Source organism: Haloarchaeobius amylolyticus (genome assembly GCF_042678045.1).
Taxonomy (GTDB): Archaea; Halobacteriota; Halobacteria; order Halobacteriales; family Natrialbaceae; genus Natrinema; species Natrinema amylolyticus_A.
Genome location: NZ_JBHUDI010000001.1, coordinates 171,383 through 193,232, shown reverse-complemented (window position 1 = coordinate 193,232; position 21,850 = coordinate 171,383). Strand labels below are relative to the sequence as shown.

The window sequence follows — 21,850 nt, the reverse complement described above, 5'->3', positions numbered from 1 at the left end:
GGAGCCGCATGTGCGCATAGGCGTGACGTGAGTGCATCGAGCTCCGATCGGCGGGAGAAAACGATGTCTGGAGTGAACAAGCGCGGGACCGCGGATCACGCACCGGACGACGAGCGATCGCTCAGACCTCACTCCCGCGTATTGCTGAGGTTCTGCATCTCTCCCGAGCAGTTCGTACAGGCGGATTGATTATGTGCTTTCGTTCGTACCCCACATACCATACATTCGTATAGGTTTCTTCGTGTTTGTGCAGTTGATTCCACGATTATCGTAACTATAGTACCATATACAAGCAGATAAAGGCTGCGTCAGTCGTTCTGTCAGGTTACGCTGACCGCCAGTAGCCACAAACCGGTGGCTCGAGCCTCTAACAGGGCCAAACCCAATTGATTATGGTCTGCTGAGCTGCTTACGGTCGACCGATTCACGAGCCCCAACGATTACTGCCATGCCGGCATGTCGACAGCGATGTGGGCGCCCGTACGGTTCGTGTCGACATAGCAAGGTAACCGACATACTCAAAGGGTTGTGTCGCCTGTAATGTAACACAATGATGCTGCCAACGCACGTGCTCGTCGGGCTGGTGCTCGCCCTTCCCGTCGCGGTCGCCGCTCCCGAGCACGCCGACGTCGCGCTCGTGGCGGGGCTGCTCGGCGGCCTCGTTCCGGACCTGGATATGTACGTCGGCCACCGGAAGACGCTCCACTACCCGGTCTACTATTCGGCACTCGCTGCCGTGGCAGCGCCGCTTGCCGTGCTCGTCCCGACGACGGCGACGATCGCCGCAGCGGTGGCGGTACTCGGCGCGGCCGCCCACAGCGTGATGGACGTCTTCGGCGGCGGGCTCGAGCTCCGGCCCTGGGAAGCCACCTCGAGCCGAGCTGTCTACAACCATTACCACGATCGGTGGCTCGCGCCACGGCGGTGGGTCCGATACGACGGCGCACCCGAGGATCTCGCCCTCTCGATCGCCCTCGCCGGCCCGCTCCTGATCACGCTCGACGGCGTGCTCCGCACGGTCGTCGGCGCGGCCGTCCTGGTCGCGGTCGTCTACACCGCCGTGCGGCGGCTGCTCCCGACGATCGCGGAGGTACTGATCACGGGCTACCTGCTCGAGACGCTTCCGAACCGCATGCTGGCGCGGCTGCCAACCCGATACGTCCCCGAACACCTCGAGTAAGCGCTCATCGGCACTCGAGGTGAGCCCGGACTCGTTTCGTGTCGGTACCGTTATCAGAGTTCCCTGTAACCTGTGAGCAAACGCATGCAGACGTCAGTCTCGCGGGAGGCCGAACGTGGGATCCGATATGCGCTGCTCGCCGTGGCACTCGTCGGCTATCGACGGCGCGATCCGGGAGCGGTCGTCAACGCGCTCATCGCGCTCGTGGCGACGTACCTGCCCGGACGCATCAAACAGCGATACGACGTGTCCTTCCGGCCGTGGCAGCGCGTGTACCTCGACACCGCGATGCTCACCCACGCCGTCGGCATGCTCGGTCCCTACGACGATGTCTGGTGGTGGGACCATATGACACACACCCACTCGGCGACGCTTCTCGGCGGCCTCACCTTCGCTGTGGCCCGCCGAACCGATCGCGAACCCGGCCCTCGAGTCATCGGCGTCGTCGCCGTTGCCGGCGTCCTGTGGGAAATCGTCGAGTACATAATCCACAGGACGGCGAACCACCTCGGCTACGAGCCGCTTCTCGTGTCCTACGGGAAGGTCGATACCGCCCTCGACCTCGTGTTCGATCTCGTCGGTGCAGGGCTCGTGGTCCTCCTCGGCGACACCTTCCTTGCAAACCTGACGGACGCAGACGAGTAACACAGTATCGCTTCTAGATCTCTCGTACGTACGAATACGAGTCGGAGAGCGCTTCGGCGTCCTCGCGGAGCAAGGCGACGACGAGACAGTCGGCGTACTCCGCGAGATACTCGACGAGGGCGGCGATCCGGTTCGAGTCGATCGCCTCGAGCGAATCTAACAGCATGAACGGGACGACGTCGTAGACGTCGTGGACCAGATAGCCGGCGAGTGCGACGACCAGCCCCGTGACCTCTCGTTCGCTCTCCGAGAGGTGTGTGACGGTGTCCTCGTAGGTCGTCCCGTCGGCTGTCGAGCGGACGATATGCAGGTCGAACGCCGTCCGCGTGACCGTCCGCCGACCCTCGCGGACCGTCTTCTCGCGGCGTTCGATCCAGATTCGCTCTATGTTGCGGTACTCGAGTAGCGACAGGATCGAGTCCATGTGCTCGTTGAACGCGTCGACGGCGGTTTCCTCGAGTCGGTCGACGCGGGTCCGACACTCGGTGAGCCTCGTTTCGACGGTGTCGCGTTGTGCTTCGAGGTCGCTTCGGGCCGCGAGTTGCGACTCGATTTCGTCGATTCGGGCCTGCACCTCGTCGCGCTCGGCCTCGCAGTCCTCGCGTTCGAGTTCGAGCCGGTTCAGTTCACGGTGGGTCTCGATGACGTCGTCGTACGCCGCGTGCTCGAACGCGTCGGTGTCCGCCTCGAGGTCCGCGATGCGTGCCTGCTGGTCGTCGTGGTCGGCCTCGAGGTCCGCGATGCGTTGCTGTCGGTGCTCGAGGTCGTCCTCGATCGCCGAGAGCCGTGTTTCGAGTTCCCCCCGTTTCTGCGACCGCTCGCGAAGCTCCGTTCGGCGGGTCGCGAGCTCGTCGATCTGCGATTGCAAGTCGCGCCGTTCGTCGATTTTTCGCTGCCGAAGGGACCGAAGTCGCTCGAGGGTCGACTCGATCCGTCCGCGGTCGACGTGCGAGCCACAGGTCCAACAGACGACGTCGTCGGTGAGGAGTTGTTCGGTGATGTCGCCACCATCGGTCCCCGAATCCGCAAGTTCGAGCTCGACGCCGTCGTCTTCGAGTCGATCCTCGTTGAACCGGATAACGCTCTGGAGTTCGCTGACGGTGGCATCGAGCGAGCGCTTGCGGGCACGAAGCTCCTGAATACGTCCCTCGAGCCGATCCGGCGAGTCGTGATCGTCGTCGAGGGCGGCCAGTTCCGCCTGCAGTTCGTCGCGTTCGGCCTCGAGTTCGGCGTAGCTCTCTCGTTCGGTCTCGAGGTCGTATTCGATGGACTCGAGTTCCGTTCGTGCCGCCTGCAGGTCGGCGAACCCCGACTCGATCGCGGCCTTCCGGTCACGGCTCGCCTCGATGTCGAGTTCGAACGCGTCGAGGTCGGCCTCGAGGGCGGTGATTCGCTCGGCTAGTGACTCGAGCTCGTCGTTGAGGGCGGCCCGCTCGTCCTCGAGACCGGGAAGTTCGGCCTCGAGCCGTTCGAGTTGTTCGAGGCGGTCGTCGAGGTCACGTTTGTCGGCCTCGAGCGACGCGATTTCGGCCTCGATCTCGTCCGTATCGACCGGGCGCATGATGAGTTCGCGGAGGTCGTCACCGCTCCTGACGGCGCGGCGCGCTTCGTTGGACTCGAGTTGAAAGGCAAACAGGTCGGCCAGCTCCGGCTCGTCGAGATAGGGGTCGCCGCCGAAGACGACCTCGCCGTCGCGGCGTTCGAGCACGCGCGTGTACTGGTTGCCGTCGACTGCCAGTTCGACGCGACCGGTGTCCGCGTCACCTTTCAGCGAGGCCTGCCGGCTCCCCAGCGCCGCCATGATCGTCTGGAGAAACGACGTGCGGTTCGTCGCGTTCCGGCCAGTCAGCACGTTCACGCCGGGCTCGAGCGTTACCTCGGTCCTGTCGATACCGCCGATATTCTCCGCCAGAACGGTGATCGAGGAGGAAACTGACGCTGGAGATGACACGATGGGTGGTTCTCGCCGCCGAATATAAATGTTAGTTGGTAATGGCTGTCAGCGGTGTCTCAGACAGCCGGTTTCCGTCCTTCTGTGTCCACCGAACTCGCGACATCTGGGGATGTACGGATAAACAGCGACAGCAGACCGCCCCACGCTACGAGCCGTCGACGACGTCACAGTCACAGCCGCCCTCTTCGAGAAGCGTCGCGATCGGGTAATCGGCTCCGCAGTTGCCACAGATCGCCCGAACGTCGACGAACACCTCGTACTCCCGGTCCGCGATCTCCCCCGCCTTGCCCAACTCCTCGAGCGTCGATTCGGTGATGACTTGCGTGCGGCCGGCGAGTCGCTGGACGGTCTCGGTCTTTCGCTCGAGTCGATCGTTGCCGTCTTCGTCGGGAAGCGAGACGTCGCGGACGTTCGTCAAATACGTATAGATCGTCTGATGGGTGACGAAGGCCGAACTCACGGCATCGACGTCGACGCCCGATCGTTCCAGTTCGCGGCGTTTTCTGACCGCGTCCGACCGGGAGACGTCGTCGTCGGTCAGCGTCCGATAGAGGACGTCGACGTCGGAGTCGACCACCGAACCGCCGGCGTCGCGGATCGCTGCTCGAAGGACGGCCTTGTTGAACTCGGCCGCGAGATCGCGAAGACTCGTCCGTTCCGTCCCATCGCCGACCCACGCTGCCTCGAGACGGTTCCCCCACGACTCGAGGCCGTACTCGGCGATCACGCGCTCGACTTTGGAACGACGGCGGCTCCTCGAGTCGTCAGTCATACGGAATGGCAGTAACGGCTGTCGTACAAATGTTGTGGTCGGAATGTCGGTCGACAGTGGCTCATACTGTTGGATAGAAGTCAATACGAAGTCGGTCGCGAATTCGCGGCCGTCTCCACCGGTGACGGCCGCAACAGAGCGACCGGTCGTCACGTCGTTCTGTCCGGCAGTACATACGGTCTGCTGTCCCGAGTGACCGGTAGGCCCGCAGGACGGGTCGCGGGCGCGCCGGCACCCACTGACAGGAGTCCGTCTCAGACCCGTGGTGTCCCCGGATAGTCCCCGCCGAGCCGATCGCGTAACGCATGGGACGAGTGCGCTCTACCTACGGCTGATACTCGACAGTACCTGACGATTCCGCTGGCGTATATTTTCGATTGGCGGGAAATTCGACCACAACCGTGCACTTTTACCGGTGCAGCGGCGACACACGGATAGATCAATGGACGAAGACGCGCTCGAGTACCACCGGCGTGAGCCACCGGGCAAGATCGAGATCGAGACGACCAAGCCGACGAACACGCAGCGTGACCTCTCACTTGCGTACTCGCCGGGTGTCGCCGCGCCGTGTCGGGAGATCGACGCGGATGCTGACGCAGCCTACCAGTATACCACGAAGAGCAACCTCGTCGGTGTCGTCTCGAACGGGTCGGCCGTCCTTGGACTCGGCGACATCGGCGCACAGGCCTCGAAACCCGTCATGGAGGGCAAAGGCGTCCTGTTCAAGCGGTTCGCCGATATCGACGTCTTCGACATCGAGCTCGACCACGACGACCCCGACGCGTTCGTCGAGTCGGTCGCCGCCATGGAGCCGACGTTCGGCGGCATCAATCTCGAGGACATCAAAGCGCCCGAGTGTTTCGCCATCGAGGAACGGCTCCGCGAGCGCCTCTCGATTCCCGTCTTCCACGACGACCAGCACGGCACCGCGATCATCTCCGGCGCGGCGCTGCTCAACGCCGTCGAGATCTCGGGGAAAGACCTCGCCGACCTCGAGGTGACGTTCGCCGGCGCGGGTGCGGCCGCGGTCGCGACGGCACGGTTCTACGTCTCGCTGGGCGTCAACCGAGAGAACATCACGATGTGCGACATCGACGGGATCCTGACGACAGCGCGGGCCGAAGCCGGCGATCTCGACCCGTACAACCGGATGTTCGCACAGGATCGCCCCGAGGGAGACCTTACAGACGCGATGGTCGGCGCGGACGTATTCGTCGGCCTGTCGGCCGGCGGTATCGTCGATCAGGAGATGGTTCGCTCGATGGCCGACGATCCGATCGTCTTCGCGATGGCCAACCCCGAGCCCGAAATCGGCTACGAGGCGGCCAAGGCGGCCCGCGACGACACCGTCATCATGGCCACCGGCCGGTCGGATTACCCCAATCAGGTTAACAACGTCCTCGGCTTTCCCTTCATCTTCCGTGGCGCGCTCGACGTCCGCGCCACCGAGATCAACGAGGAGATGAAGGTCGCGGCGGCGACGGCGCTGGCCGACCTCGCGAAGCAGGACGTCCCCGACGCGGTCGTCAAGGCCTACGGCGACGAGCCGCTGCAGTTCGGCCCCGACTACATCATTCCGAAGCCACTCGACGCGCGCGTCCTCTTCGAAGTCGCTCCCGCAGTAGCCCGCGCAGCGGTCGAGTCGGGTGCCGCCCGCGTCGACCTCGATCTCGAGGCGTACGTCGAACGACTCGAGGCCCGCCTCGGGAAATCCCGCGAGATGATGCGTGTCGTGCTCAACAAGGCAAAATCGAATCCCAAACGGATCGCGCTGGCCGAGGGGACCGACGAGACGATCGTTCGCGCGGCCTCTCAGATGGTCGACCGCGGGATCGCGGAGCCGATCCTGATCGGTGACGAAGCCGCGATCCACGAGACGGTCGCAGCTCTCGGGCTCGAGTTCGACCCCGATGTCGTCGACCCCGCGAGCGGCGACTACGAGGCCTACGTCGACCACCTCTACGAGCGACGGCGGCGCAACGGGATCACCCGCCGCGAGGCCGACGCGATGATCCGCGACGACACCAACTACTTCGGGAGCGTGATGGTCGACCAGGGTGACGCCGACGCGATGCTGACGGGGCTAACGAACCACTACCCGTCGGCGCTGCGGCCGCCGCTGCAAGTGATCGGCACGGCTGACGACGCCGACTACGCGGCCGGCGTCTACATGCTGACCTTCAAGAACCGCGTCGTCTTCGTCGCCGACGCGACGGTCAATCAGGCCCCCGACGAAGACGTCCTCGCGGAGGTCACCCGCCATACCGCCGAACTGGCCCGCCGGTTCGACGTCGAGCCACGTGCGGCGTTGCTCTCGTACTCCGATTTCGGCAGCGTCGACAACGAGGGGACCCGCAAGCCACGTGAGGCAGCCCGCCGACTGCGCGAGGACCCGGCGATCGACTTCCCCGTCGACGGCGAGATGCAGGCCGACACCGCCGTCGTCGAGGAGATGCTGACTGGAACCTATGAGTTCGCAGACCTCGAGCAACCGGCGAACGTATTGGTCTTCCCGAACCTCGAGGCCGGCAACATCGGCTACAAGCTCCTCCAGCGGCTCGGCGGAGCCGAAGCGATCGGCCCGATGCTCGTCGGTATGGACAGGCCGGTACACGTCCTCCAGCGCGGCGACGAAGTCAAGGACATCGTGAACCTCGCGGCCGTCGCGACGGTCGACGCCCAGAGCGACGATTCCTGACCGCCGAACTCGCTGCAACCAGCCCGTGGCTCATACAGTCTGCTGTCACTGTGTCCCGACGGGCCTCAGAGCGTGTCGCGGGCCCGCCGGCACGGACTGACAGTAGTCTGCCCACTCGTTAGAGCAGATTGTACGAGGTGTCGGCACGATCGCGAGCCGGTAGACTCCGGTTCGTGTATTGGAAACCCGGGCGGAGCGGGGGGCCGCCCTGGGCGTGAGAGACATGAGCGTACTCGAAGCGGGGGCGAGTCCACGTCCGAGCGATCCGGGCACGAACGCACGCAATCGGCTATCAGCGCGTCGATTGGGCCGAGCGTGTACCCGGCGGGGGTTTGCAACCCCGCACGTCTTTCGACGCGCGTTTCACCAATAGTTATGCAGCCGCTTGGCACGCCGTAGCGACACCAAACCACACGCAGGCAGCGTATAACAGCGTATAGCATCTTGCTACTGGCAGGCGTTGGACCCGATCCCGGGCATCTCGAGTTCCCCGGACAGTCACGAGACGATCCTGAACGACCAGCGACTGCTTGCTTGCGACGCCTCCAGAAGGATAATGCTACGGTCCATGTAGGCTGTATGAGCAACGAGAGTCGATACCGGCCACTTCGAATCGGTATCGTCGGACTCGGGTATATCGGGACGACCGTCGGCGGACAGTTTCACCGCCACTCGGACGCGACTGTCACCGCGATCTGTGATCTCGACGAGACCGTTCGCGACGAGGTGGGCCATCAGTTCGACGTGTCCGCCGGCCGGCAGTACACCGAGTACGAGGCGATGCTCGCGGAGGCGCCACTCGACGCAGTGCTCGTCGGGACTCCCCATACGCTCCACTACGAGCAGATCCTCGCTGCCCTCGATCGGGACTGTCACGTCTACTGTGATAAGCCACTGACGACCGATTTAGAACGGGCGCGCGACCTCGCGGCACGAGCCGCCAGAAGCAACCGAACCGTGATGGTCGGCTACCAGCGCCATCTGCAGACGGCGTTTCGAACGGCCCGCGAACGGTTCGCCGACCGCGACCCGCGGTGGCTGACTGCCTCGATCACGCAGGGATGGATCGACGACGCGCGAGGGACCTGGCGACTCGAGCCCGACCTGTCCGGTGGCGGGTTCCTCTACGATACGGGTAGTCACGTCCTGGACGGGATTCTCTGGACCACTGGTCTCGAGCCGGCGTCGGTCGCCGCGAGCATGGATTTCCACGACGACGAACGGCGAGTCGATCGTCGCGCACACCTCGATATCAGGTTCGAAAACGGTGCGACCGGAACCTGTTCGTTTCACGGCGACGCCCCATCGGTTCGCGAACATATCCATCTCTGGGACGACGAGGGTGCAGTCTACCTCGAGGGAACCCAGTGGGGCCCACGGGAGGTCATCGAAGTCGACGCCGACGCCGGGGAGTACGTCCCCTATATCGATCCTCGCCGCGAGCAGACCCGGGCGGACGCGTTCCTCGAGAGCGTCAGGGAGGGTGTCGAGCCGCCGGCGACGGTCCGGGACGCATTCCGGGTGACGGCGCTGACCGAAGCGGCATACGAGGCGGCGAGGACTGGCGATCGGATTGCCGTCGAACGGTGACGGCTACTCGAGAACTGCACCGGTGTGGACTCGGTCACAGGAGTGCCGATCGACCAGCCATTGTCGGGATGGATTAGTCCAGAGAATCTGACTAATCGGGAATCTAACGATCTCGTTTCGTCCCGAAAGACGGTTTTTCGAGAGCGTAATCCGTTCACGAATCGTCGATACGAAACCCGATTCAGTCTTGCGATTATGCTGTTATTACTCGCGTTCGATCCGGCTCGAGCGACCCCCCATGCCGGACGAGGCGATCCGAATCTTCGTCGGCAACTGCGACCCGGGTAAGAACCCTATAGTCTCGCATCCCTTTCGGTTACAAGCCGGATAACTACAACCGGTGGAGGCCATCGAACGGATATGATCACCTGCACTAACTGCGAAACCGCCCAGTTTCTGCAGATCACGCAGAGTCGCGTCTACTTCGAGGACGGCGAGATGATCAACGAGATTTCCGAGACCTACGAGTGTACCCTCTGTGGTGCGACCGGGCAGTACGTCTACGACGAGGACAGCGACGAGGAGACCGTCACCGGCGACGTCGAGCACACGACGGAGCGTCCGAAGTACGCCTGACTGGTGGCCCCCGTCCGGGGGCACAGGAACGACACATTCAGTGGTGTGGTTCGCCCGGTCGTTTTCGTTTGGCTCTCGTTCGTAGTCCGTCTTCGAGTACACAGGTCCCATCGCTTTTTTCGTCGTCTCGAGTCCACGTGATCACTGCGTCGCGTCGTCCCGCTCGTCGACACCCTCGTGAGAGCGACCGACACCGAGTTCGTCGACCGTGGAGCGGTCTCGATCGGGCCGTTTGTACTGGCGGCGACTGACGGCGGCGTTTCGGCGACTGGTATCCCACTCCTCGAAGAGACCGTATTCGGTCATCGTCTCCATGCCAGCGATGGCCGCCGTGAGTTTGATCCCGACCAGTGGAATCTCCGCGACCGAGACGATCACGTCCGCACGGAGGATCGCACCGTCTCTGAGGAGGACGTCGAGCACGTCGACGAACGCGTCGTCATCCTTTCGCGGTCTCATGACTGTGGATCCGGGTCGGTCGCGGTCGCGGTTCCGTCGCCCTCATCGCCCAGTTCCGGTGCGAACGTATACGGCGGCCACGGCCCCGTGAACCTGACCTCGAGTCCGTCGTTTGCCGCTACGTCGTCGAGTATCGATCCAATCGCTCCTTCGTCGTCCTCGTGTGCCAACAGTGTGAGCCGACAGAGGGTGTCACCGCCGTCCGAACTCGAATCGCCGACCACGTCGTTGGCCAGCGACGCGCTCGGCGAGCGCTCGAGCGCGTGGACTTCCCGCGCCTCGACGGCCAGCCGCTTCTCGAGGTCGGCAGTCAGTGACTCCCGTCGCGCCGCCCGGCGTTCCGCCAGGCGCTGGTCGAACTGTTTCTCGAGCAAGAACGCCGTCCCCTCCTCGGCGTCGCCGATCCGTTCGTCGAGCTCCTGCAGTCGCTCGTCGCGTTCGATCAGCGCCTCGTCATCGATCGGATCGACTTCGACGACCTCGACGCGGTACTCCCAGTGGTCGGCTAGCCCGGTGAGGGCGCGCTCGAGGGTCGCGGACTCCTCGCGAAGCCACTCGCGGACGGCGTCGTCGTCACCCTTGAGTATCGTATCGAACTGGAATGGGATCGGCGTGCCAAATGCCTGTCCTGCCTCGTCGACGACCGTCTGATGGCGAACGAGCCAGCGCCGGATCTGTGCGAGATCCGCCGAGTCGTAGATCCCGTCACAGGCGTGGACGACGGCTCCGATACCGTCTGCGACGACGATCGAGACGGATTCGCCGTCGACGCCGGTCGTCTCGAGGGTGGCGTCCTCGTCTGCCTGGACGAGACAGTACAGGTAGCGCCCTGCCTCGATATCCGGCAGTTCGGCGTGTTTGCCGGCCGGCCGATCGTCGAGTGCCTCGAGCTGCTCGTCGGAGCCGGGACCATCAGTACGATCGTGGCTCACTCTCCCTCACCTCCGAACACGGAGTAGCCGGGTTGCTGGACGGTCGTCGGTTCGCCGTGTAATTGTTCGATCGCGTCGGAGACCAGCCCGTCCAGATCGCCCCGAAGATCGTCGACGCCGTCTTCGATCCCCTCGTCGTTTTTGAGCTGTTCGATCTCGGCCTCGATCGTCGCGAGCTGGCTGCCGAGCCGTTCGATCTCCTCGTTCGAGAGGTTCCCGGACTCCATGCGGCGGACCCCCTCCCGCTCGAGCGCGTCGATCAGGATCTCGACGACGGTGACGACTAGCGTCATCAGTCCGTCCCGGGCATCCTCACCGTCGCCGACGTCGATCGCCGTCACGTGTCGTCCCCCTCCGATTCCGCCTCCGGTGTGGCCTTCGATTCCGCGTCGGCCGATTCCGCCTCGTCGTCGTCACTCGCGCTGTGTTCGGCGTTTCGATCATCGCTGTCCGTCCCGTCCTCGTCCGCGGTGACGTTGACGCCTCGAGTCGGGTCGATCACCGGATTCGGCCGGTCCATCTCTGCGAGTTCGGGTTCGTCGACCGCCTCCGCGACCCGGCGCATGTCCGTCCCTTCGGGGAACTCGAGGCCGTACTTGGCCGCGGTCTCGAAGGAGGCGATCGCGGCCCGGACCTGGACGCCGAGCAGTTGGGTGTCACCGATCGAGACGGCGATGTCGGCGTTGATGACGATCCCCTTGTCCAGCAGCATCTCGACGACTTCCGCGAGATCGGTCTTCTGGCGGCTGGGCTGGAAGTCATCGACCATCGTGATCACCGCCGGTGAGCCGGGGCCGCAGGTTGATCGACTGTGCCTTGCAGCCGTTTAGTCGTCGCGTTGGTGGGTCAATCATGGTTGTTTCTCCGCTGTCGTTCCCGCTCGAGTTCGAAGCGGCGGCCGTAGATCCGTTTCCGGGTGGGTGCCGTCGAGAGCTTGACGTCCTGTGGGACCGTCGAATAGCGGGCACCACTGCCGAGATCGCGCCGTTCGGTAGGGATCGTCGCTGCCGCCGTCGGGTTCCGAGAGTTCGTACTCGTGTCCTGGCGGCGCATCTTCTCGCGATTGAACTCGTAGAGTTGCTCGAACGTCTCATGGGTCTCGAGCAGCGCCGTCCGGAAGGCGTCGATGCCGGCCATCGCCTGCTGCTGGATGGCGACCTGGTAGGCTTCGGGGTCCTCCGCGACGTCGATGTCGCCGAGCGCTTCCTTCGTCGCGGACGCCGTGTCCATGCCCGTCTCGATGAGGTCTTCGTCGTCGTCGCCGACCAGTTGCCCGTCATCGTCGTCGTCGATATCTGACACCGCGTCTTCGACCATCCCAGCGTCGTCGCCGTCCGCGAGGTCGTCGACGGCGTCGTCCAGTTCGCCTTTCTCCTGCCAGATATCGGTCAGATCCGCAGCGTTCCAGGCGTTCAGCAGATCGATCGCCTCGAACACCATCGTGAAATCGACGACGTCGGACACGCCTTCGTCGTCGTTTGCCATGGCGTCGGGAATCTCGCCGACGTCGATCGCGTCCAGGAGTTTGTCCCCGTCGACCGCATCCGGCAACTCACTGAGGTCCAGCTCGTTGAGCAGCTCGACGGCCTCCTCGGCGACCCGGACGAGGGTGTCGACATCGCCGATCACCGTCTCGACGGTCTCACCCTCGAGTTCGTCGATCGCGTCGACGTCCCCGAGGGTGTCCTCGAGTCGCTCGAGGCTCGCGTCCGCCTCCTCGAGGAGGTCGTCGAACGGCTCGGCAGAAGATTCGGAGTCGCTCATTCGTCGCCCTCCGTTCCGTTCGGGTCCTCAGTCTCCGTCGATTCCGCCCCCTCGTCCGCCCTCGTTTCCGGCCGGACCTGGACAGTGAGTACCCCGTTCTTGATCGTCGCCTGTGAGTCCGTCTCCCGCCAGGGAACCTCGATGCGATCGAGTTCACGCCCGTCGACGGCGATGACGAGCGTCGAGTCGTCGAAGCCGACCGTGACGTCGTCCGGGTCGGCCCCGGCGATGTCCGCCGTGACGAGCAGTTCGTCGTCGTAGGTCCGCGTCGCCACGTTGTGGTCGCTCGAGGGGCCCGACGATCGAATCCGTCGCGTCCGTGTTCGACTGTCGTCGTCGAACGGGCGCCGTCCGTGCGGCGAGTCATCCGCCGAGAGATCGTCTCCCGTGCGGATCGAGATGTCGTAATCGAAGACGGCCCGATCGCTCCGTCGTCGGCCCGAGTTCGACATCGATCCGCTCTCGAGCGATTCGAGCGCCGAGAGCAGGCTCGAGAGCCAGTGGTCGTCCTCGTCGATCTGACTCTCGTCGGCTCGGTGGTTGTCGTCCGATTCGTCGCGGTCGTCGGTCGGGGGCTGGTCGCTCATTATCGTTTTACCTCCACGCGGCCGCTCGTGAGTCGCTCGTGGACGTCGCGGGCGATCTCGAGTTCCGCCTCGAGTTCCTCTTTGCGGCGCTGGTACTCCGCCTCGGAGCGCTCGCCGAGTTCGTACAGCAGCTGGTTTTCCTTGAGTTCGTCCTCGAGGGCCTCCACGTCGTAGAGTTCGTCGAGCGCAATCGAGTGGAGTGCGTCGATGATGCCGACGAACGGCCGGAACAGGAGGTCGTCGAGAATGAACATGGATTACTGGGCTCCGATTTTCACGTCGACGAAACTGTACGGCGCGAACGGCCCCGTGTACTGGACCATGAGCTCGTCGTGGTCGGCCTCGAAGTCGGCGATCGCGTCGTCGAACGCCTCGCGCTCGTCCCGATCGACGAGATACGAGCGATTGAGGACGAGCCGATCGCTGAACAGGTCGTTTTCGACCGACTGTGCGGCGACCGGCTCGAGGCGGTCCGCAACGTCCCCCTCGATCTCCTCGCGGTCGACGTCGGCGTCCTCTTCGCGGACGAGTTTGAGGCCGAGTTCGAACCGACCCTCGATATCAGCCATCGCGCGTCGGAACGCCGGTCGCGCTCCGCGCAGGACGTTTTTCAGTTCTCGATCACCCTCGAAGGCCATGCCGAACTGCATGGGAACGACCGTCGTCCCGCCGTCGTAGTTCATGATCTCCCGGAGGACGTCGTCGTGGAGCTGCGCGTCCTCGTCGGTCTCCTCGGGATCGGTCGTGTCGATGTCGGAGACGACGGCACCGAGTCGCCGGTGAGAGATCGTATAGATGCGCTCGGCACCGGCGACAGCCTCGGTCTCGAACTCGACCGTGTCGCCGTCGACGATGCCGTAGACGTATCGGTTGGTCATCGATGGATCACCTGCCGAGCGGGCAGAGATCGGTCTCGGTTCGGCAGTGAGTCTGGTCGCCCGTTCCGATCACGTCGAGAGCCGCTGAGGGAGACACGCGACCGTAACACGTCGCTTCGCTCGGAGATGGGACAGCGTGGTGACATGTGGCTGCGATAGTTCGTGCTCTGTGCGGACACCGCGACGAGCACTCGAGTATCGTCACGAGTGGTTCGTTGTCGCAGGGGGTTACGGTGGTGCTTGCAATCGCAGTCGACATGATTGGCCGGAGACGCCGCTGAGCACAGCGGCGGATCGAACCGAGAAGGAATGGCGGAACTCCTTTGCTTGCAACCGCAGTCCAAGTCGTGTTACGAACCGGCGGTCAACGTTCGGTCGCTATGGCACAACCACAACGAAGACCCGACTCCTCGAGTCTCGCGGAAGTACTCGACCGCGTGCTCGACAAGGGCGTCGTCATCGACGTCTGGGCTCGCATCTCGGTCGTCGGGATCGAGCTGCTGACGATCGAAGCCCGTGTCGTGGTCGCGTCCGTCGACACCTTCCTGCACTACGCGGAGGAGATTGCAAAAATTGAGCAGGCCACGGCGGAGGGCGATCTCGAGGAACTCGAGGAGCTCGAGGTCGAGCCCCGTGCCGAATCATCGCCGAAGTCCGCAACGGAGTAATTACTCGTGGGTGACGCCTCGCGCAAGCGCAAGGTCCGCGGCCGGAAGATCAGGGCCAGTCGCGAACAGAAGGCAGGCCGGCGAGCGAAGAAGGAGCTCACGCGCAAGGCATCGAACGCCGGCGACCGAACCGGCGACAGTCCCCTCTCCGATCCCGAGGAGGTCCGACCCGAGTCGTTCGTCGAGACCGACGCCGTCGAAGCACTGCAAGAGCGCATCACGGGCTGGCTCGAGGCGAAGCAGCCTGTTCATCTGATCGGTCCAACGGGCTGTGGGAAGACGGCACTCGCGCTGTCGGTCGCCGCCGAACGCGGCCGCCCGGTCGTCTGGATCAACGGCGACGACGCTGTCGATACCGCAGCGCTCGTCGGCGACCACGCCGGGGGCGAACGTTACATGGAGGACGACCGGTTCGTCAGCGGCGTCAGCAAGCAGACCGAGATCGTCCGCGAACGCTGGGTCGATAACCCCCTCTCGGTTGCCGTTCGCGAGGGTGCAACGCTCGTTTACAACGAGTTCTCGCGCAGCGATCCCGCCGCACATAACGTCCTGCTCTCGGTCTTCGAGGAGGGCGTCCTCGAGCGACCCAGCAAGCGTGGCGAGGACCGGACGATCGACGTCCACCCCGAGTTCCGGGCGGTCCTCACGTCCAACGACGTGGAGTACGCCGGCGTCCACGAACAGCAGGACGCGCTCCTCGACCGGTTCGTCGGCGTCCACGCCGACTACTACGACGCCGAGACCGAACGCGAGATCGTCCGCGCACACGTCGACCTGTCGGACGACGATATCGCGACCGTCGTCGAGACGACGCGAACGCTGCGCGACGACCTCGAGGTCGTCGTCGGCACGCGGGCGGCGATCACGGCCGCGAAAGGACTCGCCGTCTTCGACGGGCACGACGACACCGGCGCGTTCGCCGAGGAGACGCTGGCGAACGTCTTCACCGACGTGCTCGCACCGAAGGTCGCGGGCGAAGACGGCGGCGACATCGACGAGCTACGATCGCAGATCAGCGAGACGATTTAACCCACAGACGGCAGAATCGAATCAAACGACGTACAAAGCACACCGAACGCAGACCAATGGCCGAAGCCGACACCCATTCACAGGAGCAGTGTAGGGCCCGCACCGAAGACGGTGAGCGCTGCTCACGGCCGGCCCAGGACGACGGCTTCTGCTATCAACACGACGAGAGTGATCCAACAGTGAGCGACAGTCAGACAGCCGAAGCGGAGGAACAGGCCGACGAACAGGGCGAGAGCGACGATGTCGAGCAGCCCCGATCCCGCGGCACGACGACCATGACCGCGGAGGAAAAGACCGATCCCGACGCAGTCGACGCGGACGTCGACGCCGAGGAGGAAATCGCAGGGATCCTCGCCGTTCGAGAGACCGTCCAGTCGACTGCAGGCCAGCTCATCGGCCACGAGTTCGACGGCGTCAGCGAGATCTCGCCGACCGACGAGGGCTGGCGGGCCGTCGTCGAGGTCGTCGAGCGACGGGCCGTCCCCGATACTCAGGACATCATCGGCCGCTACGAGATCGAACTCGATCCCAGCGCGACCGTCCACGGTTACCGGCGCGTTGACCGCTACCGGCGCGGCGACACCGCCCAGTTCGAGTAGCGACTCGACGCCAGTCGGGTTCGCTCGAGGGCGCTCGAGTCGCGACGCCGTCCAGCGCGTCGCTCCCGATCACGCTCACTCTCGCCGTCCCGTTCTCGACGTGTTTCTGGCTCCTGCTGACCGACATGGTTTTTCCCTCGGTGTGGTGTTCGACCACAACCACGAAGGCACCCCGGCGCGTCGACTCGACCGACCACGCCATGTCGAGCTCGCCCGTCCGCGGCGTTGACGTTGACCAGGAAACCCGGTGTGCCCACTACCACACCGACCGCGACGTCGTCGCGTTCAGATTCGCGTGTTGTGAGCACTACTATCCCTGTTTTCGATGCCACGAGGAACGCGCGGACCACGAAACGGTGCCGTGGCCGCGCGACCGATTCGACGAGCCGTCCGTCCTGTGTGGCGTCTGCGAGACTGAATTAACTGTTCCCGAGTATCTCGCGGCCGACTACCGCTGCCCGGCCTGTGATGCGGCCTTCAATCCTGGCTGTGCGAACCACGCGGCGCTGTACTTCGAGACGGCGGGGGCCGATCCGTAACAGGTGGTAGTGCGGTACCTCCGTTCAGTCTCGGACCCAAAACGGCGTTCGGTATATCAGGCACAGGTGGTGTTCACGGATGGGGCCTGATACAGGACGCGTATCGGCTACGACACTGATTTCTCATTCAAAGCCTAAGCTACAGATGTGCCAGAAGATCAGTTCAATTATGAGCCAATCGGGATGATCCGAACCCCGTTCGAATCACCGGATGGAATGCCGATCCAACCAGTCGGGGAAGCTGCCACAGAGGGGACTGTCGAGATCGAGGAGTCGTACACGGATGGGCTGCGGGATCTCGACGGGTTTACTCACTGTATCCTGCTGTATCATTTTCATGCATCTGGCGATGCTGCTCCCCTGCAGGTCGAACCATTCCTTGACGACGAACAAAGAGGTGTCTTTGCCACACGAGCACCACAGCGACCGAATCCAATCGGTCTCTCTGTTGTCGAGATTGTCTCCGTCACAGACCACGAAGTGACTGTGAGCGGTATTGATGTGATCGATCGGACACCGTTGCTGGATATCAAGCCATTTGTTCCCAACTTTGACGTCCCGCCCGATGCGGACACGGGGTGGCTCAACGCATCGAAGTCGACAATTCAATCAAAACAGGCCGACGAGCGGTTTCTCTGATAGATTTACCCGCCGTATTTAGCACACAGTCCTTGACAAGTAGCAGATATATAGATGGCTCTGCTGGTAACGGTTTCTCCTGTACTATGCAGCTATTTCAGACTATCTTCTGATTAAAGCAGCCACATTCCTCCCTACTGGAAAGCGTTAGCGCTGAACCGCGCACGTGAGAAACCGCCCTCGAGCGCTCGAGTGAATCAGTCGTCGGCCGGCACGGACCGCGACGGGGTCTCCGAGTCGGGTCCGCCGAGAGCCGCTTCGACCCGGGGCGAGAGTTCGTTGACGATCGAGCGGCCGTCTCGCTCGCGAATCACCAGCCCGTCCTCCTCGAGCGCGCCGAGGTGGTGTGAGATCGTGCTCGGGTCCCGGTCGAGCACCTCGGCGAGCCGGCCATTGGGCGCTCGCTCGAGGTTGGCCAGTGTCTCGAGCACCGCTCGCTTCGCGGGGTCTTCGAGGGCCGCCTGCAGTTCGGCGTCGGCCTCCTCGAGGACGTAGCGGCGCTTCCCGTTGATCGTGCGCGTGGAGATCAGGTCCTCGTCTTCGAGTACGCGGACGTGATGGCGGACCGTCGAGAGGGGGATGTCGGTCCGGTCGCTGATCGCAGACAGGTAGGTCCCGGGCTGGTCCCGGATCGTTTCGTAGATCGCACGGCGGCGGTCGTGCTCGAGCGGGTCGGAGTCGTCGTAGCGGCTGTAACGAAAGATCGGCAGGACTTTCCAGAGGTCCGCGCCCGCGCGTCGCAGCTGGTCGGTGCCAAGCCGCCGAAGCTGGGCCCCCTCGCGGAGATGGCTCAGCCAGCCGGCTGCCGCGGTCCCTGCGCCCCCGGCGGCGCCGGACGTCCCAGCCCCGGCCGCGCCACTCGCTGCGGTGCCGGACGCAATCGCACCTAACAGTCCGACCAGGACGGCGTTCGCCGCCGCTTCGCCCGTACTCGGCGGGTCGACGGGACCGCCAGCGCCGTCACCACTGCCGGTCGTCTCACTGGTTCTCTGCTCCCTGTTATCGGGGTCGTCGGGATCGGTGCTCGAGGCCCCCGCCTCCTGCGTCGAGTCCGATCCCACCTCGAGAGAGGCGTTGACAGTCCCGTTGACGCCGTCGACCGCCTCCGTCGTTTCGGTGACGGTGCCGTCCACGGTTTCCGCAGTGTCGTTGACGGTGCCGTCGACCGTCTCCGTCGTGCTCGAGACGGTGTCATCGACGGGTTCAGTCGTGTTTTCCACCGTCTCGGTCGTCTCGGTGGTCGTGGACTCGAGGCTCTCAGTGGTTGGTTCCGTCGTGGACTCGAGTTCGTCGGTCGTCTCGTTGAGCGCGGGCTCGAGTGCGGTTGTCGATCCGACAGTCCCCACACCGGTGGTCGACTCGCCGGCTGCGACGCCCGTCATCGCACCGCTGAGGAATCCGGCGACGAGGATCACCGCGACGACGCGACTCGCGATCGACGACGCCCCTATCATAGCTCTCGTCGACCTGTCTGCGGTCGACCGTTATACGCTTTTCTCGTTACGTGACAGTCTCGTGATTTGATTACTACCTACACCGCGTGGATCCAGCAAGCTATTTCCGCATCGGACGGTCGAATCCGGGTATGGATCCGGCGCTTGGCCCGCCAGCGGCGATGGCCGAGAAACGCGACGAGCTGACGCCGATGATGCGTCAGTATCACGACCTCTGTGCGCGCTATGACGACGCGATCGTCCTCTTCCAGGTGGGGGATTTTTATGAAACGTTTTGTGGCGCAGCCGAACGCACTGCTCGCTTGCTCGAGATCGCCCTGACCAGCCGCGAGGACTCCACCGGCGAGTACCCGATGGCTGGTATCCCGATCGACAACGCCGAGTCGTACATCGAGGACCTGCTCGAGGCCGGCTACCGTGTCGCCGTCGCGGATCAGGTCGAAGAGCCCGGCGAGACCTCGGGCGTCGTCGAGCGGGCGGTTACGCGCGTGATCACGCCGGGGACGCTCACCGAGGACGAACTGCTCGCCAGCGACGACAACAACTTCGTGTCGGCGCTGGCCCGCGAGGACGAGCGTCTCGGCCTGGCACTACTCGACGTCTCGACCGGCGACTTTTACGCGACGAGTGCGACCGCGAGCGAGTCAATCGCCGACGAGCTGAGCCGCTTCGCCCCCTCCGAAGCAGTCGTCGGTCCCGACACCCCGGCCGACCCCGTCCCTGACGACTGTATGGTGACGCCGTTCGACGCGCGTGCCTTCGACCGCGAGCGGGCCGGTGAGAAGCTCGCGGCGTACTTCCGGAACCCCGACGCCCTGCTGGCAACCGACGCCGAGATCCGGGCCTGTGGCGCGTTGTTGGCCTACGCCGAGTACGTCCGCGGCGGCGAACACGAGGGCGAGCGTGGCGACGACGAACGCGTCGACGCCGTTTTCGAGGGCGACGCGGAGCAGCGCCTCGAGTACATCACACAGCTCACCCGCTACGATCCTCGCGAGTACCTCTTGCTCGACGCCGTCGCTCTGCGTAGTCTCGAGCTGTTCGAGCCCCGAACGGTTCACGGCCGCGACGACGCGACGCTGATCGGCGTGCTCGACGAGACCGCGAGCGCCCTCGGCGGCCGCCGGCTGCGCGACTGGCTCCGCCGGCCGTTGCTCGAGCCCGCCCGAATCGAGGCGCGCCACGACGCGGTCGCGGAACTGAAAGCGGCCGTCCAGCGGCGCGAACGGCTCCACGACCGCCTGCGAGAGGTCTACGACCTGGAACGGCTGATCGGACGAATCTCTCGCGAGCGGGCCAACGCGCGGGATTTGCGCTCGCTGCGGGATACGCTCGCGGTCGTCCCCGAGATCCGTGACCAACTCGCGGACGCCGACTGCGAGCGCCTGCAGGACCTCCACGCGGCCCTCGATCCGCTGGCGGACGTCCGCGGACTGATCGAGGACGCGATCGTCGCGGAGCCGCCGATCGAGATCACCGAAGGCGGGATCATCGCGGAGGGGTACGACGACGATCTCGACGAAGTGCGCGCAACCGCCCGGGACGGCAAACAGTGGATCGACGACTTAGAGGAGCGCGAACGCGAGCGCACCGGCATCGACTCGCTGAAGGTCGGCCACAACTCGGTGCACGGCTACTACATCGAGGTGACGAATCCGAACCTCGAGGCCGTCCCCGAGGACTATCAGCGCCGCCAGACCCTGAAGAACTCCGAGCGGTTCGTCACTCCGGAACTGAAATCGCGCGAAGACGAGATCGTCGGCGCCGAACAACGCGCGGACGACCGCGAGTACGAACTCTTTTGCGAGGTGCGCCACGAGATCGCCGCCGAAGTCGAACGCGTCCAGTCCCTGGCCGACGCGCTGGCGACCCTGGACGCGCTCGTCTCGCTTGCCACCGTCGCCGCCCAGTACGACTACTGCCGGCCGGAGCTGCTCGAGCGCGAGGGACGGGACGGACTCGTGATCGAGGTCGAGGGCGGCCGCCATCCGGTCGTCGAGCGCACCCAGGAGTCGTTCGTCCCTAACGACGCTCGCCTGACGAGCGACCGACGGCTGGCGGTGATCACCGGCCCCAACATGTCCGGCAAGTCGACGTACATGCGCCAGGTAGCTCAGATCGTTCTGCTAGCGCAGGTCGGCAGTTTCGTCCCCGCTCGAGCCGCCAGGCTCACACCCGTCGACCGGATCTTCACCCGCGTCGGGGCCAGCGACGACATCGCCGGCGGACGCTCGACGTTCATGGTCGAGATGGACGAACTCGCGACCATCCTCCGAGAAGCCGACGCGGGCTCGCTCGTGCTCCTCGACGAGGTCGGGCGGGGCACCTCGACCGCAGACGGGATGGCCATCGCGCAGGCGATCACGGAACACCTCCACGACGCGGTCGGCGCGACGACGCTCTTCGCGACGCACCACCACCCGCTGACCGAACTCGCCGACGACCTCGAGTCTGCCTTCACGCTTCACTTCGAGGTCGACCAGGACGACGGCGAGGTCGTCTTTCACCACGAGATCGCGCCCGGCGCGGCGACGGGCTCGTACGGCGTCGAGGTCGCGACTGCGGCCGGCGTGCCCGAGGGCGTGGTCGATCGGGCACGGGAACTGGTCGCCGACGCAGCCGCCGAGGAGGTCCGGACGGACGACGGTGCAGACGCGGAGACTACCGGCACTGGCTCGAGCGACGGATCGGCCCCCGACTCCGACGAGGACGCGCCCGCGCCGGCGACGGCGGACGGCGGGGACGTGCCGGCGGACGTAGCGGCCGAACTCCGTGCGCTCGATCTCGCGCACCTCACCCCCGTCGAGGCGCTGACGGAACTCGATCGGCTCAAACAGTTGCTCGAGGAGTGACGCGACGGCGCGTCGCCAACGGGTGCCGCCGACGG

Annotated in this window: 22 protein-coding genes and 1 pseudogene; 11 read left to right on the top strand and 12 right to left on the bottom strand. The window is 64.7% G+C overall.

Translation table 11 applies throughout. The features are described 5' to 3' along the window. Positions 1 to 128 precede the first annotated feature (128 nt). Positions 129 to 263, bottom strand: a complete 135-nt coding sequence (locus ACFR99_RS00955) for a rubrerythrin-like domain-containing protein (protein ID WP_465260881.1) — start codon at positions 261 to 263, stop codon at positions 129 to 131. Between the two features lie 287 nt (positions 264 to 550). On the opposite strand from ACFR99_RS00955, the gene ACFR99_RS00950 reads away from it, so the two are divergent. Both ACFR99_RS00950 and ACFR99_RS00945 read left to right on the top strand, forming a co-directional pair. Then, a complete protein-coding gene (locus ACFR99_RS00950) occupies positions 551 to 1,180 on the top strand; it encodes a metal-dependent hydrolase (RefSeq protein ID WP_390283419.1) in 630 nt (209 codons plus the stop codon). 84 nt (positions 1,181 to 1,264) lie between these two features. After that, positions 1,265 to 1,825 carry a DUF2238 domain-containing protein gene (locus ACFR99_RS00945; RefSeq protein WP_390283416.1) on the top strand — a complete coding sequence of 187 codons (561 nt, stop codon included), beginning with the start codon at positions 1,265 to 1,267 and terminating at the stop codon, positions 1,823 to 1,825. A 13-nt stretch (positions 1,826 to 1,838) separates the two neighbouring features. On the opposite strand, the gene ACFR99_RS00940 is transcribed toward ACFR99_RS00945, so the two are convergent. Both ACFR99_RS00940 and rdfA read right to left on the bottom strand, forming a co-directional pair. Then, positions 1,839 to 3,776: an archaea-specific SMC-related protein gene (locus tag ACFR99_RS00940; protein WP_390283413.1), complete on the bottom strand. Its 1,938-nt coding sequence runs from the start codon at positions 3,774 to 3,776 to the stop codon at positions 1,839 to 1,841. Between the two features lie 148 nt (positions 3,777 to 3,924). Continuing rightward, positions 3,925 to 4,551 carry a rod-determining factor RdfA gene (gene rdfA, locus ACFR99_RS00935; RefSeq protein WP_390283410.1) on the bottom strand — a complete coding sequence of 209 codons (627 nt, stop codon included), beginning with the start codon at positions 4,549 to 4,551 and terminating at the stop codon, positions 3,925 to 3,927. A gap of 442 nt (positions 4,552 to 4,993) precedes the next feature. On the opposite strand from rdfA, the gene ACFR99_RS00930 reads away from it, so the two are divergent. The 3 genes from ACFR99_RS00930 to ACFR99_RS00920 all read left to right on the top strand — a co-directional run bounded on the left by ACFR99_RS00930 (position 4,994) and on the right by ACFR99_RS00920 (position 9,415). Then, positions 4,994 to 7,249 (top strand): NADP-dependent malic enzyme, encoded by a 2,256-nt coding sequence (locus ACFR99_RS00930; RefSeq protein ID WP_390283407.1) that lies wholly within the window; start codon positions 4,994 to 4,996, stop codon positions 7,247 to 7,249. 579 nt (positions 7,250 to 7,828) lie between these two features. Beyond that, positions 7,829 to 8,839, top strand: coding sequence for a Gfo/Idh/MocA family protein (locus ACFR99_RS00925; RefSeq protein ID WP_390283404.1), 1,011 nt, complete (start codon positions 7,829 to 7,831; stop codon positions 8,837 to 8,839). 360 nt (positions 8,840 to 9,199) lie between these two features. Beyond that, entirely contained in the window at positions 9,200 to 9,415 is a 216-nt protein-coding gene (locus ACFR99_RS00920) for a hypothetical protein (RefSeq protein ID WP_390283401.1), read from the top strand. A 141-nt stretch (positions 9,416 to 9,556) separates the two neighbouring features. Here ACFR99_RS00920 and gvpM read toward each other — a convergent pair whose 3' ends face one another. The 8 genes and pseudogenes from gvpM to ACFR99_RS00880 form a co-directional block, all read right to left on the bottom strand. Next, positions 9,557 to 9,874, bottom strand: coding sequence for a gas vesicle protein GvpM (gene gvpM / locus ACFR99_RS00915; RefSeq protein ID WP_390283399.1), 318 nt, complete (start codon positions 9,872 to 9,874; stop codon positions 9,557 to 9,559). Beyond that, on the bottom strand, positions 9,871 to 10,722 hold the full coding sequence (gene gvpL, locus ACFR99_RS00910; RefSeq protein WP_390284148.1) for a gas vesicle protein GvpL: 852 nt from the start codon (positions 10,720 to 10,722) through the stop codon (positions 9,871 to 9,873). The genes gvpM and gvpL overlap by 4 nt, the downstream gene beginning before the upstream one ends. A gap of 80 nt (positions 10,723 to 10,802) precedes the next feature. Then, positions 10,803 to 11,147 carry a gas vesicle protein K gene (locus ACFR99_RS00905; protein WP_390283396.1) on the bottom strand — a complete coding sequence of 115 codons (345 nt, stop codon included), beginning with the start codon at positions 11,145 to 11,147 and terminating at the stop codon, positions 10,803 to 10,805. 112 nt (positions 11,148 to 11,259) lie between these two features. After that, a pseudogene (gvpJ, locus tag ACFR99_RS00900) lies at positions 11,260 to 11,575 on the bottom strand (gas vesicle protein GvpJ); the annotation flags it as partial. Positions 11,576 to 11,652: 77 nt separating this feature from the next. Then, positions 11,653 to 12,570: a hypothetical protein gene (locus tag ACFR99_RS00895; protein ID WP_390283394.1), complete on the bottom strand. Its 918-nt coding sequence runs from the start codon at positions 12,568 to 12,570 to the stop codon at positions 11,653 to 11,655. Beyond that, positions 12,567 to 13,157 carry an Hsp20/alpha crystallin family protein gene (locus ACFR99_RS00890; RefSeq protein WP_390283391.1) on the bottom strand — a complete coding sequence of 197 codons (591 nt, stop codon included), beginning with the start codon at positions 13,155 to 13,157 and terminating at the stop codon, positions 12,567 to 12,569. Before ACFR99_RS00890 ends, ACFR99_RS00895 begins: the two co-directional genes overlap by 4 nt. Further along, a complete protein-coding gene (gvpF, locus tag ACFR99_RS00885; protein ID WP_390283388.1) occupies positions 13,157 to 13,411 on the bottom strand; it encodes a gas vesicle protein GvpF in 255 nt (84 codons plus the stop codon). Before gvpF ends, ACFR99_RS00890 begins: the two co-directional genes overlap by 1 nt. Positions 13,412 to 13,414: 3 nt before the next feature. Then, on the bottom strand, positions 13,415 to 14,035 hold the full coding sequence (locus ACFR99_RS00880) for a GvpL/GvpF family gas vesicle protein (RefSeq protein WP_390283385.1): 621 nt from the start codon (positions 14,033 to 14,035) through the stop codon (positions 13,415 to 13,417). 380 nt (positions 14,036 to 14,415) lie between these two features. Between ACFR99_RS00880 and gvpA the strand changes: the two genes are divergently transcribed. The 5 genes from gvpA to tsaA all read left to right on the top strand — a co-directional run bounded on the left by gvpA (position 14,416) and on the right by tsaA (position 17,509). Then, a complete protein-coding gene (gene gvpA, locus ACFR99_RS00875) occupies positions 14,416 to 14,703 on the top strand; it encodes a gas vesicle protein GvpA (protein WP_390283382.1) in 288 nt (95 codons plus the stop codon). A 6-nt stretch (positions 14,704 to 14,709) separates the two neighbouring features. Continuing rightward, the gene (gene gvpN, locus ACFR99_RS00870; protein WP_390283379.1) at positions 14,710 to 15,732 is read left to right on the top strand and encodes a gas vesicle protein GvpN; all 1,023 of its coding nucleotides are present in this window, start codon (positions 14,710 to 14,712) and stop codon (positions 15,730 to 15,732) included. A 56-nt stretch (positions 15,733 to 15,788) separates the two neighbouring features. Then, a complete protein-coding gene (gene gvpO, locus ACFR99_RS00865) occupies positions 15,789 to 16,331 on the top strand; it encodes a gas vesicle protein GvpO, halophile-type (protein WP_390283377.1) in 543 nt (180 codons plus the stop codon). A gap of 200 nt (positions 16,332 to 16,531) precedes the next feature. After that, on the top strand, positions 16,532 to 16,870 hold the full coding sequence (locus ACFR99_RS00860; protein ID WP_390283374.1) for a CHY zinc finger protein: 339 nt from the start codon (positions 16,532 to 16,534) through the stop codon (positions 16,868 to 16,870). Positions 16,871 to 17,017: 147 nt separating this feature from the next. Continuing rightward, complete coding sequence (gene tsaA / locus ACFR99_RS00855) at positions 17,018 to 17,509, top strand: tRNA (N6-threonylcarbamoyladenosine(37)-N6)-methyltransferase TrmO (protein ID WP_390283372.1); 492 nt, start codon at positions 17,018 to 17,020, stop codon at positions 17,507 to 17,509. A gap of 197 nt (positions 17,510 to 17,706) precedes the next feature. On the opposite strand, the gene ACFR99_RS00850 is transcribed toward tsaA, so the two are convergent. Then, positions 17,707 to 18,963 (bottom strand): helix-turn-helix domain-containing protein, encoded by a 1,257-nt coding sequence (locus tag ACFR99_RS00850; RefSeq protein ID WP_390283369.1) that lies wholly within the window; start codon positions 18,961 to 18,963, stop codon positions 17,707 to 17,709. A gap of 131 nt (positions 18,964 to 19,094) precedes the next feature. On the opposite strand from ACFR99_RS00850, the gene mutS reads away from it, so the two are divergent. Next, positions 19,095 to 21,815, top strand: a complete 2,721-nt coding sequence (gene mutS / locus ACFR99_RS00845; RefSeq protein ID WP_390283366.1) for a DNA mismatch repair protein MutS — start codon at positions 19,095 to 19,097, stop codon at positions 21,813 to 21,815. The last annotated feature ends 35 nt before the right edge of the window (positions 21,816 to 21,850 follow it).